The organism is Sphaerospermopsis kisseleviana CS-549 (genome assembly GCF_028329225.1).
Lineage (GTDB): Bacteria > Cyanobacteriota > Cyanobacteriia > Cyanobacteriales > Nostocaceae > Sphaerospermopsis > Sphaerospermopsis kisseleviana.
The window spans coordinates 1-16,894 of the sequence record NZ_JAQMTI010000084.1 but is presented as its reverse complement, the minus strand read 5'-3'; the positions used below and the strand labels follow the sequence as shown (position 1 = coordinate 16,894).

16 protein-coding genes are annotated in these 16,894 nt (G+C 37.3%); 11 read left to right on the top strand and 5 right to left on the bottom strand.

Annotated elements, in window-relative coordinates:
• Window positions 1-184: 184 nt before the first annotated feature.
• From PN497_RS06110 to sufR, 4 genes are all read right to left on the bottom strand, one after another.
• Window positions 185-1,111: a hypothetical protein gene (locus tag PN497_RS06110; RefSeq protein ID WP_096566643.1), complete on the bottom strand. Its 927-nt coding sequence runs from the start codon at window positions 1,109-1,111 to the stop codon at window positions 185-187.
• Window positions 1,112-1,118: 7 nt separating this feature from the next.
• Entirely contained in the window at window positions 1,119-2,183 is a 1,065-nt protein-coding gene (locus PN497_RS06105; protein ID WP_096566645.1) for an AAA family ATPase, read from the bottom strand.
• A gap of 82 nt (window positions 2,184-2,265) precedes the next feature.
• Window positions 2,266-2,412 (bottom strand): hypothetical protein, encoded by a 147-nt coding sequence (locus PN497_RS06100; protein WP_272109794.1) that lies wholly within the window; start codon window positions 2,410-2,412, stop codon window positions 2,266-2,268.
• Between the two features lie 51 nt (window positions 2,413-2,463).
• Window positions 2,464-3,135 carry an iron-sulfur cluster biosynthesis transcriptional regulator SufR gene (sufR, locus tag PN497_RS06095; protein WP_096566647.1) on the bottom strand — a complete coding sequence of 224 codons (672 nt, stop codon included), beginning with the start codon at window positions 3,133-3,135 and terminating at the stop codon, window positions 2,464-2,466.
• A 229-nt stretch (window positions 3,136-3,364) separates the two neighbouring features.
• Between sufR and sufB the strand changes: the two genes are divergently transcribed.
• From sufB to PN497_RS06040, 11 genes are all read left to right on the top strand, one after another.
• The gene (gene sufB, locus PN497_RS06090) at window positions 3,365-4,804 is read left to right on the top strand and encodes a Fe-S cluster assembly protein SufB (RefSeq protein ID WP_096566649.1); all 1,440 of its coding nucleotides are present in this window, start codon (window positions 3,365-3,367) and stop codon (window positions 4,802-4,804) included.
• 83 nt (window positions 4,805-4,887) lie between these two features.
• Window positions 4,888-5,673, top strand: coding sequence for a Fe-S cluster assembly ATPase SufC (gene sufC / locus PN497_RS06085; RefSeq protein WP_096566651.1), 786 nt, complete (start codon window positions 4,888-4,890; stop codon window positions 5,671-5,673).
• 2 nt (window positions 5,674-5,675) lie between these two features.
• The gene (gene sufD, locus PN497_RS06080) at window positions 5,676-7,052 is read left to right on the top strand and encodes a Fe-S cluster assembly protein SufD (protein WP_096566653.1); all 1,377 of its coding nucleotides are present in this window, start codon (window positions 5,676-5,678) and stop codon (window positions 7,050-7,052) included.
• A gap of 149 nt (window positions 7,053-7,201) precedes the next feature.
• Window positions 7,202-8,467: a cysteine desulfurase gene (locus PN497_RS06075; protein WP_096566655.1), complete on the top strand. Its 1,266-nt coding sequence runs from the start codon at window positions 7,202-7,204 to the stop codon at window positions 8,465-8,467.
• A 100-nt stretch (window positions 8,468-8,567) separates the two neighbouring features.
• The gene (locus PN497_RS06070) at window positions 8,568-9,167 is read left to right on the top strand and encodes a hypothetical protein (RefSeq protein WP_096566657.1); all 600 of its coding nucleotides are present in this window, start codon (window positions 8,568-8,570) and stop codon (window positions 9,165-9,167) included.
• A 114-nt stretch (window positions 9,168-9,281) separates the two neighbouring features.
• Window positions 9,282-9,842, top strand: coding sequence for a hypothetical protein (locus PN497_RS06065; RefSeq protein ID WP_096566659.1), 561 nt, complete (start codon window positions 9,282-9,284; stop codon window positions 9,840-9,842).
• Window positions 9,843-9,869: 27 nt separating this feature from the next.
• Window positions 9,870-10,502 carry a Uma2 family endonuclease gene (locus PN497_RS06060; RefSeq protein ID WP_096566661.1) on the top strand — a complete coding sequence of 211 codons (633 nt, stop codon included), beginning with the start codon at window positions 9,870-9,872 and terminating at the stop codon, window positions 10,500-10,502.
• Between the two features lie 194 nt (window positions 10,503-10,696).
• Window positions 10,697-10,948, top strand: a complete 252-nt coding sequence (locus PN497_RS06055) for a hypothetical protein (protein WP_096566663.1) — start codon at window positions 10,697-10,699, stop codon at window positions 10,946-10,948.
• Between the two features lie 223 nt (window positions 10,949-11,171).
• Window positions 11,172-12,743, top strand: a complete 1,572-nt coding sequence (locus tag PN497_RS06050) for a CPBP family glutamic-type intramembrane protease (RefSeq protein ID WP_096566665.1) — start codon at window positions 11,172-11,174, stop codon at window positions 12,741-12,743.
• A gap of 767 nt (window positions 12,744-13,510) precedes the next feature.
• Window positions 13,511-13,786 carry a TM2 domain-containing protein gene (locus PN497_RS06045; protein ID WP_096572610.1) on the top strand — a complete coding sequence of 92 codons (276 nt, stop codon included), beginning with the start codon at window positions 13,511-13,513 and terminating at the stop codon, window positions 13,784-13,786.
• A gap of 455 nt (window positions 13,787-14,241) precedes the next feature.
• Complete coding sequence (locus tag PN497_RS06040) at window positions 14,242-16,650, top strand: heavy metal translocating P-type ATPase (RefSeq protein ID WP_096566667.1); 2,409 nt, start codon at window positions 14,242-14,244, stop codon at window positions 16,648-16,650.
• Here PN497_RS06040 and PN497_RS06035 read toward each other — a convergent pair.
• The coding region (locus tag PN497_RS06035) for a hypothetical protein (RefSeq protein WP_272109793.1) at window positions 16,640-16,894 on the bottom strand (255 nt) is incomplete at its 5' end. The genes PN497_RS06040 and PN497_RS06035 overlap by 11 nt on opposite strands.

Here is a 16,894-nt window from a genome sequence, read left to right as displayed (position 1 = left end):
ATTTATCACCTTTTTGCCAAACCATAGATTACAGATGCCTAAAATATAGTTATGTACATTTTGGCACATTCGGGTATGATTTGGGTAGATGTGCTAACTTTTCGATTTTCCCAAAAGATTAACTGGCTGAATTCCAGAATAAATTAGGAATCAATCTGATTTTCAACTTTTCAAAATATTTCTTCTAAAGCTGTTCTATTTTATTTCTCAATTCAATCAAATCAGGGTATTGATTAATGTCAATATTATTAACTGCCCATTTAGAAAATTTATCCATAGAAATATATGATTTATATGGGCGTGTTTTATCTTGACTTATTTTGTGCATTGCTTTGTAAATATCTTTACCATTAAACCAAATTAAATACTGCTTTTGCTGCCAAAATTCCTGTTGATTAAAAAGCTGTAAATACTTAGATAGACTTTCTTCAAACTTATCTATTGTCACTTCCTCAACTGTATTTTTAAATTCATTAATTAATGACAAAGCCTCACTTTTACAATTAGATAAATCTAGAGAATCTGGAATTGTATTTTCAGTCCATTTTGTTTTTAACTGTTGTCTATTAGCACTAAGTTGACATAAATTGCCTAAAGCCCATCTGACAGCTTGATAAGCTTGTAAATTCTTTGCAGCTTCTTCTATCCATTGAGTGATTTTATCAATTCCTGGTGAATCTTTGTGTCCCCATCTAGAAATAGGATTTTCTAATTGTTCTTCATATTTGGTTATCCAATATTGATGAATGAGTTCAGGTTCAAGTAAATAATTTTCAATACAGGTACGATGAGATAGAAACGATCTATTTCCTAATTTATCTATTTGCAGTAACTTAATTTCTGATGTAGGTTCAGTATCAAAATCACGATCTCTGAAAGTAATATATTTTTTAGCAGATTTTTTTCGTTCATCTTGATTTTTCCTCTCATTATTTTTATCCTGTTTATTTTCCTCTACAGAAGAAAAATATCCTTGAATAAATGTCGAAAAACTAAACTTACCGCCAGCAGCAACAATTGTAATATTATTAAATTGATTTTCGACCACCTTATTAAGTAGCCCTAAGTCAAGATTACCCTCACAAAAAATAACTTTGTCAACTACTCTCACAGTTTAATTACTCCTCTATTCTTCTGATAGATGATTCTGGTACTAATTGTGCTACATAATCAGAATGAGTAGTAATAATAAACTGATTATTTTTACCTAATTTCGGTAAAGTTCTAAGTAAAGCTTGTTGCATGGGTGGATGTAAATGCAATTCGATTTCATCAATTAAAATTACTGAATTGTGAATGTTCCAATTCATAAAATCCATAAGTATAGGAAATGTCGCACGCTCTCCCCCAGACATTTCCGAAAATTCATAGTGAGTTTTATTTTTACTGTTATAAATATAAAACCAAGGTTCGCTGAGAATATCATCAATATTATCTCGCATTTCTAAACCTGCAAATTCACGTCCTGGAAAAACAGTTTTATAAATTTCGGATATTTTTGCGTATAAGTCTTTTGCTCCTGGACGAAAACTTTTACCATTTTTTCCATATTTCTCATGAAAAATTTGCCACTTTGCTAGGCGATCGCGTAAAATATCCTCTGTAATTTCTAATTGTTTTTCTGGATCTTCAGGAGTCAGACTAGTTGCAGTTCTTTGTTCTGTGTACCAAAAGACTGTACCCACTCTTTCAAAAACTGAAAATCCTTGAGAACGAGATAGTTGTTTAGCATATTCTCGTCCTTTAAATTGAAATAATTCTGCTGCTCTATCTGCTGTTACACTTTCACCTTGCCATTTTAAATTAACAAGGTATTCTTTAGCAGGAGGAACTGGTAAATCTCTTTCTATTTCTCTTAATTTTTGGTGAAATTCGCTAATAGCTTGCAGTTCTGATTTAGAAAATTGTACATTAATAGTGACATTGGTGGGAGAACCACGCCAATTACTACCTAATAATTCATAATTAAATCCCGGCCAATCTAAATCAGCAGGTTTTTTTAATCTTCCTGTAGCTGTACCTAATGTGGATGCAATAGCTTGTAAAATGCTCGTTTTTCCCGCACCATTTACACCAATAATAACAATTAAATCTTCTGCTAAACCAGTTTCAGGATCAGTAAAATCTAATTCCTGATCTCGAAATTTTTTAAAATGTTTGAGTTTAATTTTTTGAACTTTCATAATAATTTGCTTTTTACTCTATTCAATGTATTTTTTATTCAATATAACAGGGTTCATCGTCATCATCACCCCAAGTTTCCAACTAATTACCATCCATATCTTCAAAATATAAATAAGCAGCATCTAACCCATATTTTCTGATATCATCTTCTAATTGACTTGCAGCTTTTACAGCTTCTAAAAAACTGTCTAATCTTTGTTGACGATCAGATAATTTTTCAACTTCCATATCTTACTTCTCCTCATCTGCGTTTATCCGCGTTCATCTGCGTTCAACATCCTATCTTTTCTGTACCAAATACCCGCAACGATGCTCACCATGAATTAACCAATGAGTCCTTTCCACACTACAATCTGGTAAAATTGCTCCAAACATTTCCAACTCATGACCACACACACTAGGAAACGACTCAGCCACATTAGAAATAGCGCAGGTGTGTTCCATAAATAAAAACCTATCACCACCGTTAGCATCCGATTCTACAGGGTGAAACTCAGCCATAAAACCTTCAGCTTTTCGCAATTCCACCAAAGCGGCAACCCGTTCCTTTAAAGAACCATTACCCACCCTTTCCCGATATTCCAGCGCCTTTCTTTCCCACTGTTTTTGTAAAATCGTTTTTACCTGCTCACGCCCTACAGTTTCCGCTAAAGTATCTAACAGCGAAACTGCAAACTCTCCATAACCACCACCGACACTGCTAACACTCTTTTGTAAATGTTCCCTGCCCCGTTGACTTAAACTATATATATGTTGAGGTCTACCCATACCAGAATTTTCCGGTATAGAATATATCACTAATTCTTCAGCCTCCAAATCCTTTAAATGGCGACGAATCGCTTGGGGGCTAACTTCTAATATTTCCGCAAGTTCAAGAGCCGTAGCTTGTGAGTGTTTTAAAAGATACTCTAGGATATCCTGCTTAGTAGAGGACTGCTGGGTAGTGGCCATGTTAGTCCCAATAAAAATTTCCAAAAATTCAAAAAATCTCTAAAAAAATTTGACTTAAACAACATTGTTGTTGTTAATCTATCGTACAATAGATTTAGATTAAACAACAGCCGAGTTGTTTTAGTGTGTAAACCTATTCTAACAGCCCTGTTAGCAATTGGTAACAAAAAACGGGAATCAGCTTTATAGAACCCGTCGCCTATCCTTTAAAGAGAACACAAGAGAACCGATGAGCGCATCCGTCAAAACCTTAGTTAACCAACCTTACAAGTACGGTTTTGTCACCGACATCGAAACCGACACCATCCCTCGTGGACTAAATGAAGACATTATTCGCTTAATTTCCGCTAAAAAAGAAGAACCGGAATTTATGCTAGAATTTCGTCTTCGTGCTTACCGTCAATGGTTGAAGATGACCGAACCTACATGGCCTCATGTCACCTATCCACCTATTAATTATCAGGATATCATTTATTATTCCGCACCGAAACAAAAGAAAGAAAAACTCAACAGTTTGGATGAAGTTGATCCCACTTTATTGGAAACCTTCGAGAAATTAGGTATTCCTTTAAATGAACAAAAAAGATTAACTAATGTTGCTGTTGATGCAATTTTTGACAGTGTTTCTGTAGCGACTACTTATAAAGAAAAACTCGCTAAAGATGGCATTATTTTCTGTTCTATTTCCGAAGCATTACGGGAACATCCAGAATTAGTAAAAAAATATCTGGGTAGTGTTGTACCTATTGCTGATAATTATTTTGCGGCTTTAAATTCCGCAGTATTCAGCGATGGCTCTTTTGTTTATATCCCCAAAGGTGTAAAATCACCAATGGAATTATCAACTTATTTCCGCATTAATTCCGGTGATACAGGACAGTTTGAAAGAACCTTAATTATTGCCGAAGATGATAGTTATGTTTCCTATTTAGAAGGTTGTACAGCACCGATGTACGACAGCAATCAATTACACGCTGCGGTTGTGGAATTGGTAGCTTTAAATAATGCGGAAATTAAATATTCTACCGTGCAAAACTGGTACGCTGGGGATGAAAATGGTAAAGGTGGAATTTACAACTTTGTAACCAAGCGCGGTTTGTGTCAAGGTGTCAATTCTAAGATTTCTTGGACTCAAGTAGAAACCGGTTCTGCTATTACTTGGAAATATCCTAGCTGTGTGTTAGTTGGTGATAATTCTGTGGGTGAGTTCTACTCTGTTGCATTAACAAATCATAAGCAACAAGCTGATACTGGCACTAAGATGATTCATATTGGTAAAAACACTCGCAGTACAATTATTTCTAAAGGTATTTCTGCTGGAAAATCAAGTAATAGTTATCGTGGTTTGGTGAAGATTAATCCTACTGCGAAGGGTGCTAGAAATTATTCTCAATGTGATTCGATGTTAATTGGGGATAATGCACAGGCTAATACTTTTCCTTATATTCAAGTTCAGAATAATACTGGAAAGGTTGAGCATGAAGCATCTACTTCTAAGATTGGTGAAGATCAATTATTCTTTTTTGCTCAACGTGGTATTTCCGCAGAAGATGCTATTTCTATGATGATTAGCGGTTTCTGTAAGGATGTTTTTAATCAGCTTCCTATGGAGTTTGCTGTTGAGGCTGATAAGTTATTGAGTTTGAAGTTGGAAGGTAGTGTGGGTTAATCTGTTTTCTTTGAGGTTTTTTTTGAAACGAACCGCAAAGTACGCAAAGTTCACAAAGAAAGAAGAGAGAAGAGAGAGAGAACATGATTATTGAAAATAGTGATTTGATTTTGTCTGTTAAGGATTTGAAGGCTGATGTTGATGGAACTCAAATTTTAAAGGGGTTAAATTTGGAGGTTCGCGCTGGTGAAGTTCACGCGATTATGGGTCCAAATGGTTCTGGTAAGAGTACGTTTTCTAAAGTGTTAGCGGGACATCCTGCTTATTCTGTGACTGGTGGTGAGGTGATTTTCCAAGGACAAAATCTTTTGGAAATGGAAGCGGAAGAACGCGCTAGAAGTGGTGTGTTTTTGGCTTTTCAATATCCTCTAGAAATTCCCGGTGTGAGCAATTTGGATTTTTTACGGGTTGCTTATAATTCTCGGAGAAAAGCTCAAGGTTTGGAAGAAGTTGACGCTTTCGATTTTGATGATTTGGTTGAAGAAAAGTTGGAAGTTGTGAAAATGAATCCTTCTTTTCTCAATCGTAGTGTGAATGAGGGTTTTTCTGGTGGTGAGAAAAAGCGGAATGAAATTCTGCAAATGGCTATTTTAGAACCTAAGTTAGCAATTTTGGATGAAACTGATTCTGGTTTAGATATTGATGCTCTGAAAATTGTTGCTAATGGGGTGAATCAGTTAACTAATGCTGAAAATGCCACAATTATGATTACTCACTATCAGCGTCTTCTTGATTATATTGTCCCTGATTTTGTTCATGTAATGGCTCAAGGACGCATTATTAGAAGTGGTGGTAAAGAGTTAGCTTTAGAGTTAGAATCTCGTGGTTATGATTGGGTGTTGGAAGAAGCTTTAGGAGTAGGTGTGTAATCATGAATATTGATGTTTCTCCTAGTTCTATTTCTAATTCTTTGTTAAATCGAGATGCTTTTTTAACTGGTTTATTAAATCAGGTTTCTGCATCTGAAAAAAGCGGTTGGGTACAACAAATTAAGAATGATGCTGTTAAGTGGGTACGTCATTCTGTTATTCCCAACACCCGCGATGAAGAATGGCGTTTTACTGATTTATCTCCACTGAAAGAGGTAAGTTTTAATGTAGGGACAATTCATGAATTGTCCCTACCAGATGATTTTGCTTTACCTGAAGTTGCTCACCGTTTGGTTTTTGTAAATGGTGTTTTTGCAGCGAATTTATCTGATACTGAAAATTTACCTGCTGGTTTAAAGGTTGGTAATTTAGATGTTTTAGATGATGATGTTGCTCAGGAATATTTAGCACAGCCCTTCTACTTCGCTCAGGACAAGTCTGAGGTAACAAGGGATGTTTTTACTGCTCTGAATACTGTCGGTTTAAATGATGTCGCAGTGGTTTGGGTGGGTAAAAATGTGGTTGTAGAAAATCCCATTCATCTGTTATTTATTTCTGTTGCTGGTGAGTCAGCTATTATTTCTCAACCTCGTTGTTTGGTAATAGCTGAAAGTAATTCTCAGGTGAGTTTGATTGAAGAGTATGTTACAGGTATTGGAGAATATTTAACAGGCAAGATGCCTGTTCCACAAGAGGAGCAAGTTTACTTTAATAATAGTGTGACGGAAATCTGGGTAAATGAAAATGCTCAGGTTAATCACAATAGAATTGTGTTAGAAAGTAATGCTGCTTTTCACATTAGCAAAACTGCGGTAACACAAGCGCGGTATAGTCGTTATACTTGTAATACTGTAACAATTGGTGGTAAAATTTCCCGTCATAATTTGGAGATTTTACAAACAGGAGAACAAACAGAAACAACACTCAATGGTTTAACAGTTATTGGTGATAAACAATTAGCTGATACTCACAGTGCTATATCCTTAAATCATCCGCATGGTGTTAGTAAACAACTACACAAGTGCATTATAGGCGATCGCGCTCATGGAGTATTTAACGGTAAAATTTTCGTTCCCAAACCCGCACAATTAACCGACGCTGCACAATTAAACCGCAACTTATTGTTATCATCAAAAGCCAGAGTTGACACCAAACCCCAACTAGAAATAACCGCAGATAACGTTAAATGCGCTCACGGTGCAACCGTCAGTCAATTGGAAGACGATGAAATCTTCTACTTGCAAAGTCGCGGAATAGATGAAACCGACGCACGCAAACTATTAGTTAACGCCTTCGCAGCAGAAATTATTAACTTAATTCCTGTTTCATCATTGAGAGAAAAACTGTTAAAAACAGTCGTCGCTCTCACAAGTAAGTAAAGCATTGTAAGTTCGTAGTGAGCGATTCATCGCTCAAACATAAAGATTTTAAGGACTAAAGTCCTTACTACGAACTTTATATTTTCTGTTGAATTGTCGAATTTCTAAAATTTAGAAATTATTCTGTACTCCTGAAATACTTATTAAAAATGACATTCACTTCTACCAAAACCCTCGCTGATAAAGTTCGCCAAGACTTCCCAATATTACATCAAGAAGTCCACGGTAAACCCCTCGTTTACCTCGATAACGCTGCAACTTCCCAAAAACCATTATCAGTATTAAACGCATGGCGTGATTATTACGAACAATATAACGCCAACGTGCATCGCGGCGCACATTATTTAAGTGCCAAAGCTACCGACGCTTACGAAGCAGCAAGAGACAAAGTAGCTAATTTTATTAACGCCAAATCTCGCCAAGAAATTGTTTTTACACGCAACGCTAGTGAAGCTATTAACCTAGTTGCTTACAGTTGGGGAATGAACAACTTACAACCGGGAGACGAAATAATTCTCTCAGTTATGGAACACCATAGTAATATAGTTCCTTGGCAATTTGTCGCTCAAAAAACAGGTGCAGTTTTAAAATTTGTCGAACTCACTCCAGAAGAAACCTTTGATTTTGAACAGTTTAAAAAACTGATTTCCGAAAAAACAAAACTCGTTTCTATAGTTCATATTTCTAATACCTTGGGTTGTATTAACCCAGTTAAAGAAATAGCTGAAATTGCTCACCAATACGGTGCAAAATTCTTAATGGATGCTTGCCAAAGTGTCCCCCATACTCCTATTAATGTCCAAGAAATTGACTGTGATTGGTTGGTAGCTTCTGGACATAAAATGTTAGCTCCCACTGGTATTGGTTTCTTATATGGGAAATTAGAATTATTAGAAGCAATGCCGCCATTTTTTGGTGGTGGAGAAATGATTGCAGAGGTGTATTTAGACCATTCCACCTATGCAGAATTACCCCACAAATTTGAAGCCGGTACACCTGCTATTGGTGAGGCGATCGCCCTGGGTGCAGCTATAGATTATTTAACTAACATTGGTATGGATAAAATTCATGCTTATGAAGCGGAATTAACAGCCTATTTATTCGATCAATTAGCCCAAATACCTCAAATCAGAATCTACGGACCAAAACCCGATGCTCACGGTGAAGGTAGAGCCGCTTTAGCAGCTTTTACAGCTTCCGAAGTTCACGCCAATGATTTAGCAACTTTGTTAGATCAAGAAGGTGTTGCTATTCGTTCTGGACATCATTGTACCCAACCTTTACACCGTCATTTAGGTTTAGCGGGAACTGCACGAGTCAGTTTATCTTTTTACAATACCCGTGAAGAAATTGATGTTTTTATCAAAGCTTTGAAGGAAACTTTAGATTTCTTTGCTAGTGTGTTTGGTGAATAGATAAATAATATTTTGGGTGGGCAATGCCCACCTTTTTTATTTCTCACGCAGAGGCGCAGAGGAGCAGAGATAATATTAATTGCTTCTGGAGAAGATAGTTATGTCATACAGTGAATTTACTCTAGACAAAGTTAGAAAATCCTTTGCTTTAACTATTATAGATAAAGTTAATATTTTTGCTTCTATTCCAGAAATTGAATGTCCAGCTTTATTAGCAGAGTTATTACAAGAAAATGTCCCTTTAGCACTTGCAAGTAATACGGAAAAATCACGTTCTGAAATGATAATTGCACCGATTTTAATTAGTGTGAGAAAGTATTTAAAAAATCAAATTAGTCTATTTTCTGGTATTGATTTTACTGTAGATAGTGAAAAGGGATTAAATGGTAATTGTGATTTTATTATTAGTCGTTCCCCAGAATTATTAATTGTTAATGCTCCTGTGGTGACAATTGTAGAAGCAAAAAAAGAAAATATTAATGCAGGTTTAGGACAATGTGTAGCAGAAATGATCGCTGCTAGAATGTTTAATGAACGGGAGGGTAATAACATTCAAACAATTTATGGAACTGTTACTACTGGAACTAACTGGAAATTTTTAAAACTTATTGATCAAGTGGTAGAAATTGACTTGAGCGAATATTATATTAATAATATCGGTAAAATTTTAGGTATTTTATCTAGTATCGTGACAGAATAGGTATTGTAAATAATAAAGTTTTAGTGTAACATTTTAACTCAAGGAATTAGAAATTATTACTCCCAGTGGCAGCAAAACAATTATAGTACAAGCACCAAAGACAAGGAGGTAATTATGTTTGTCACCCAATTATATACAGACAATTGGACAGGTAACAAAAATGAAGAAAATGTCATTAAAAATCCTACTTTGCGACAAATAGAAGCAGCTATTTTTGACTTAGATGGTAAGATTAAAACTTTAGTCAGTTTAGAAGCTGATGATGATAGTTATATGATGATTGGAGGAGGTAAATCCGGGTTTTCTGGTAAATACGTTGTTACAGCAACTTTAGACAACTATAATTTTTATTCTCTTTTAGATCAGCCACGCTACGATATATCTAAGCTTTCTCATTCTTATAAAAGAGTCATAACTTTAATTAAACTTTCTGATCAGCTAAAAAAACAAAAAAATAAAGATTCTCAGAAAGATAAAATTATTGTAGTTACACCTGAATTATCAATCTCTAAGCCAATAAAAAAATTAGTTGTTGGCGGTCAACTTGGTAATTATCCTTCTCAGATGTGTGTTAATTTACCCCAATGTTTAATAGCTGCAATCACTTTTGCTGAATCTGGTGAACTCGAATCTTTATTTACTTGGGAAAAAGATGAATCTTTGGTTAATGTATAAAAAGTAAATCATTTTTTATTAATGACTATGCTTCTCCAATCAACACCCGCAGAACAAAGAACAGTTTTATATGACGTTAGTTGGGATACCTTTGAATCCTTGCTCAAAGATACAGGTGAAAATAGAGGTTCTCGCTTTGCTTATGACTGCGGTACTTTAGAAATTATGACTCCACTATTTGAACACGAAAACCCAAAAATTCAATTTGATAGATTGATATTTGCTTTAGCTGAAGTATTAGATACAGAATTAATAAGTGCTGGATCTACTACATTAAAACGTAAAATAAATAAAAAAGGCATTGAACCAGATACTTGTTATTATATCCAAAATGAACCAGCTATCAGAGGTAAAGAAACTTTAAATTTAGAAATAGATCCTCCTCCAGATTTAGCAATTGAAATTGATATTACTAGCAGTTCTGTAAATAAGTTTAATATTTACGCTGCGTTAGGTGTGGCTGAACTTTGGAGATATGACGGTGATGTTTTGAAGTTTTATCAATTGTTAGAAGGCGAGTATATTGAAATTAATTTTAGTGTTGCTTTTCCTGTGATTTCTGTTAGTGATATGACTAGATTCATTCAGCAGAGTAAAAATATGGGTGAAATTGCTTTGTTAAAATCTTTCCGTGCTTGGGTGAGAGGTAAGATCGGTTAGCTCTTAATCCAAAAAACCGAGAAAAAGATTGATTTTATCTGTATCAATAATACTCTACCTCTTATAGTAACCAAAAGGCATAATAGAAATTCTGCCATCTGACACATGAATTACCTTCAAAAACCACTTATTGTCAATTAATAAATGGGACAGAACCCTTAACTAAATCAATAATGTAAGTGAGGTAAGTTTCAATGTTTAATTTACTGGAAGAACTATCCACAAATGCACAAGAGTTGTTAGTTGGAGGACAAGGACAAGAACAACAAATGCCACAAATACCACAAATACCACAAATACCAGGACAACAAGGACAAGGACAAAGTAGTTCTCCTAGACCCCCTCAGACATCAGGAGGAGCAACTGGGTTTATAGTTCCTGACAACAACCCAGAGAGCTACTTCACCTGGAGACTAGACAAAGCACCACAAATGTCCGGTCAGTAAATCTACTCCATACTAAACTAAGGTAAACGACATTTTTGATCACAAATCCCCCGCAAGATGCGGGGGTAATTATGTGTCAATTCCCTTCACCCCTGCTGTCATAAAAATTAGATATTTTTAGATATTTTTTGATTTAGAAGTCCCTTATCCCCCCCAACCTGCCAGATTATCTTATAATTGCCAAGGGGCGATCGCTCTCTACAGGTAAGTTCAAGGGGGATAGATGTCACGTAAACGGTTGCTGTTAACTGCGCTAACATTGTTAGCGATTATGTTGTCCGGCTTGTCTTTATTTGCTAGTTGGCAAAAACCTCAGTTTCAAAGTCGTTTGGAACTGTACCAAACGAATATTGTCTTGCAAGCCCAAGCATGGCAACCAGAAGATAGCAACGACGAGAGTTTTCAAGCTCTTCGGGCAGCAATAGTAGGTGATAAACCCCTAGAAAGTGCAGCCAAGCAATATCTAGAGGCGCGTGAGTCTGTAAAAACAAACTTGGATAAAACCAAAAACCAACTGGACAAGCTTCGCGCTCAAGATATTACCGCTGTCACACCTGCCAAACCCCTACCAAATGAACCCCTGGAAACCAAAACCTCTCCCCAACAACAACAAAAAGAGCTAGAGAAGTCTATCAGCAAACTGCAAAAATTGCGGGATGAATTAGACTTACGCTTAGGAATATTACAAGCACAGCAAGGGGAAACAGATAAAGCCCAAAAAACTTGGAGTCAAGTACAAGAACCCTCTGAAACCGAATTTACCGCCACCGCTAACGTCCTTAGTGGACTATGGAGCAACCCGCCGCGTCTACTCCCAAATGCTCAACCACTGATACAAAAAAATTTAGAAGGTTGGTTTCGCTCCACGGCTTTAACTCAGCTTTACCAACTCCAACAACGTCAAGCTGCTTTAGCAGATGTTCAGGCTGCACAACAAGCAGCCGCTACCGATGCAGTATTAAAATTAGCCTTAATTGCCACTATTCCCAGCTTAACAGCTTTTATTGGTCTAATCTTACTAATAGCTTTAATTATTCAGCTTTTACTCAAGGGCAGAGAGTCTATCTTAGCGACAAATGCCCAAAAGCCTTGGTCAACTCCTTGGAATGTGGAAACAATTTTACAGGTTTTTGTCCTGGGATTTTTCTTGATGGGACAATTATTTATACCTGAATTGTTAACCCTCCTCCCTATCTCCCGTTCCTCGGATAATGTGCGAGTTCAGGCTTTTTCTGTCTTGGTGAGTTATGTAATGGTTGCCTTGGGTGCGCTCTCAGTGCTGTATTTTTCTATTAAACGTTATTTTCCCTTACCAGAAGATTGGTTTCGCTTCCGGTTTTTCAGTAATTGGTTTTTCTGGGGACTGGGTGGCTACTGCACAGCTTTACCCATAGTCGTCATAGTATCATTAATCAATCAACAACTATGGAACGGACAAGGCGGAAGCAACCCCCTGTTACAATTGGCGCTAGAAAGCAGAGATGATGTAGCATTGGGAATATTTTTCTTTACTGCGGCCATAGCAGCGCCATTTTTTGAGGAATTTCTATTTCGTGGGTTTTTATTACCCTCCCTCACTCGTTATTTACCTGTTTGGAGTGCAATTTTTTTGAGTAGTTTGTTATTTGCTGCTGCTCACCTCAGCTTATCGGAAATTTTGCCACTCACAGCATTAGGCATGGTTTTAGGAATAGTATACACGCGATCGCGCAATCTTCTCGCTCCCATGCTCCTCCACGGACTTTGGAATAGTGGTACTTTGCTCAGTTTATTTCTTTTGGGCAGCAATAATTAAAACCGACAATTACAGTTGAAAAAATCAAAAATATTTGATTATATCGACATATAAATCTGAAATTCTCAAATTTCCAGCAGCGCAACATCACCGCTATAGCAGGTAATAGGTGACAGTTGATAGGAAACCCAACTTATACCAGTCCTTGAGGTTTTGGGTTTCTTACCTCAACCCCACCTACATCTGTAAAATTAATTTTGCAGATGGGTATAAATGAAAAAAATTCCCGGACATAATAACAATCAACCCGTAAACACTAGAGTAGTATCACAGATGCTGCCGATTATTCAGGTTAATGATATTCAACTTTGCTGAAGTTGAACATATAAATCTGTAAACCATCTGCACCAAAATTTATCAACTAACTTACCAAATTTTAGATTTGAAATTTTGGATTTTTGATTTGACATTGAAGATTCAAAATCAAATTTGTTGATCTCACCTTCAGAATTCTCTTCTGTGGTTAAATTTCTCATTTACTTAAACTAGAAATACTCTGATAATTACATAGGGGATGCTGATAGCGGAGCGTGGCGTAAGCCATATAAATGCAAAACCCTGATAAATCAAAGGTTTAAGGCTGATAAAAAAGATTTTGAGGTGCAAGGGTTTTGAAGGTAAGAGTGGCAAAATTGAGCATTTTGAGGATGAAATATGAAAAAATTTGTTACCAACAGATAGCTCAAACTCTTGCCTCTTGCCTCTTGCCTGCCCGCACCAGAAGACTTTCAAGAGCAAACCCTACATATACAGGAGCTTCACTAAATATGACTAATCTTAATCCATCTCATGCTACCAAACAACTTTTATCTGGGTACTGTGGCATTATTTTGGGGGGATTTGGGATACATAAATTTATTCTGGGTTATGCCCCAGAAGGCTTTATCATGCTAGTTATTTCTGTAGTCGGTGGTTCTCTCACTTACGGATTTACACTAATAATTATGCAGCTTGTAGGGTTAATTGAAGGCATGATTTACTTGAATAAAAACCATGAAGACTTTGTTAATACCTACTTCGTCAAAAAGCAGGGTTGGTTCTAAAAAAGAAGCCAGGAGTTATTAATTTTGGATTTTTGATTTTGGATTGTTTTTGTGATCTCCAATCTAAAATCTAAAATCTAAAATCTAAAATCTAAAATCTAAAATTTTCCCCCATTCCCTATTTTCTTAAAATATGCCAATATCCAAATCTAAATATCTCACATTGCTAATATTATTACTAATATCTATGGTGTATTTTACCACTACATCCAATTGGGAAATTAACTATTTCTACAAAAGTCTAATTTTTATGTTGCCTATACAGCTTGTATCTGTGATATATTTTACCTATAGGCACTGGATTCCTTGATAATAGTTTACAAATTTAATTCAATATTTTAATTTTTAAATTAAATACTATCACAGTTGGTCATAGTTCCAGATTTCGCCTACTCTCAAAGTAGAACTGCCTTTTTTTAGGCATTGCATTTTTGTAGCGAATCTCATAACTTGTCATGCAACTTGTTCCTGAAAATAAACTTACCCCAGAAACCGCGCCCTCCAATAGAGATACAAACTCAGAGAAAATTATTTTAGATGTAGGGGGTATGAAGTGCGCTGGCTGTGTGAAAGCAGTAGAAAAACAGCTAACCCAACATCCAGACGTTAAAAATGTCTGCGTCAACCTAGCTACAGAAGTGGCAGTTGTAGAAGCAGAAGTTGGTGCTATAGATGCCGATGCACTGGCACAAGCATTAGCACAAACATTAACAGCTACAGGTTTTCCTTCTCAACCCCGCACACCGAAAACTCAAGCAGGGAAAGAAAAATATGATCCAGACGCAAAACAGCGTCAGGAAATGCAAGCGGCTTTCAAACAATTAGTAGTTGCTTTTGTATTATTGTTATTTTCAGGAATAGGACATTTTGGTGGTTTTATTTTCCCAATATTGAATAACATCTGGTTTCACTGTGGACTAGCAACAGTAGCGTTACTTATTCCTGGTCGTCCCATTATTATAGATGGCTGGCAAGGTTGGCGACGGGGAACGCCAAATATGAATACCTTGATCGGTTTGGGAAGTCTAACAGCTTATATTGCTAGTTTGGTGGCGCTGTTGTTTCCCCAAATGGGTTGGGAATGCTTTTTTGATGAACCAGTGATGATGCTGGGTTTTATCCTCTTAGGCAGAACTTTAGAAAAACAAGCTAGAGGACGCGCAGCATCTGCATTTCGACAATTATTAGCACTTCAACCTCAGATAGCTAGGTTAATTGTTAACCCAGACTCAGATAAATTAGTAGCAGGGGCAAATATTATTGAAATACCAGCCGAACAAGTGCGGGTTGGTGAATGGTTGCAGGTGTTACCAGGTGATAAAATACCTGTTGATGGCGAGGTGCGGTTTGGACAAACAACAGTAGATGAGTCGATGTTAACTGGTGAAGCAGTACCAGTGATGAAGCAACCAGGAGATGCTGTTGCAGCGGGAACTATTAACCAGTCTGGTGCGATCGCTATTCAAGCTACCAGAACCGGCGACGATACCACTTTGGCGCACATTGTCGCTTTGGTAGAAACCGCCCAAACTCGCAAAGCACCTGTTCAGAAATTAGCAGATACGGTTGCTGGTTATTTTACTTATGGCGTTTTAACAGCTTCTTTGCTAACTTTTCTGTTTTGGTACTTTTTTGGTACTCATATTTGGCCAGAGGTGAATATTATTTCCAATGGTATGGAAATGATGAGTCATGCAGCACATCATCAAACCGCCAACATTGAATATTCTTCACTTTTAATTAGTTTAAAATTAGCGATCGCTGTGATGGTGGTTGCTTGTCCCTGTGCTTTAGGACTCGCTACCCCCACAGCTATTCTTGTCGGCACTGGGATGGGTGCAGAACGCGGTTTATTAATCAAAGGTGGTGATGTGTTAGAAAAAGTCCACCAACTAAATACCGTAGTCTTTGATAAAACCGGCACTCTCACCACAGGCAACCCCACAGTGACAGACTGTTTACCATTTACAGACTTAGAACCATCCTCACTTCTGCAACTAGCAGCAGCAGTAGAAAGCGGCACCTATCACCCCCTAGCTAAAGCAATTCAACAAGAAGCACAGCAGCTAAATTTATCCATTCCCCACGCAGTAGACTTTCATACTGAACCAGGAATGGGTGTATCCGCTGTCGTGGATGGTAAAACTGTGTTGTTAGGTAACTGGGAATGGTTAAACTGGCACGGAATTACTGACACTGCCCAAGAACACGCACAAAGATTAGCGGAACAGGGGAAAACAGTTATTAGTGTTGCAGTTGGTGATAATTTAGTTGGATTAATTGCCGTCAGTGATACCCTCAGACCAGATGCCAAAGCAACAGTAGACAAATTGCGTCAGCTGGGTTTGCGAGTAATTATACTGAGTGGTGATAGATTAGAAGCAGCGAATGCGATCGCTCAACAACTCGGACTCAACAGCACCGATGTCATGGCAGGTATTCCCCCAGCGAAAAAAGCCAGCACCATCCAAGCTCTTCAAACTGGGGAGATAAGTAAAACCACTAGCGTTGCTATGGTAGGAGATGGCATTAATGACGCTCCCGCCTTATCTCAGGCAGATGTCGGCATTGCTTTACATTCTGGAACAGATGTAGCTATGGAAACCGCCGAAATTATATTAATGCGTGATAGTCTTTCTGATGTTGTGGAATCAATACAACTCAGCCGTGCCACTTTCAACAAAATACGTCAAAACTTGTTTTGGGCTTTTGCATATAATACAATTGGTATTCCCTTAGCAGCCGGTGTTTTACTACCCCATTTTGGTTTTGTTCTTAGCCCCTCCAGCGCCGCTGCCCTCATGGCTTTTAGTTCAGTTAGTGTTGTCACCAACTCCATTTTATTACGACGCTTTACCCATTGACTATAACAAAGAAAATAGGTGCAAGGTTTTGGAAACTATGAGTAGGAAAACCTCGCACTTTGTTGGTTTTTACCTCGTTTCCAAATACAAAAAACTCCTTGATATCCTTAAACTTCTGACTCCTTGATAGCGACTTGTCCTGAGCCTGTCCTGAGCCTGTCCTGAGCGGTGTCGAAGGGCGCAGTCGAAGGGCGGTGTCGAAGGGCGGTGTCGAAGGGCGGTGTCGAAGGGCGGTGTCGAAGGG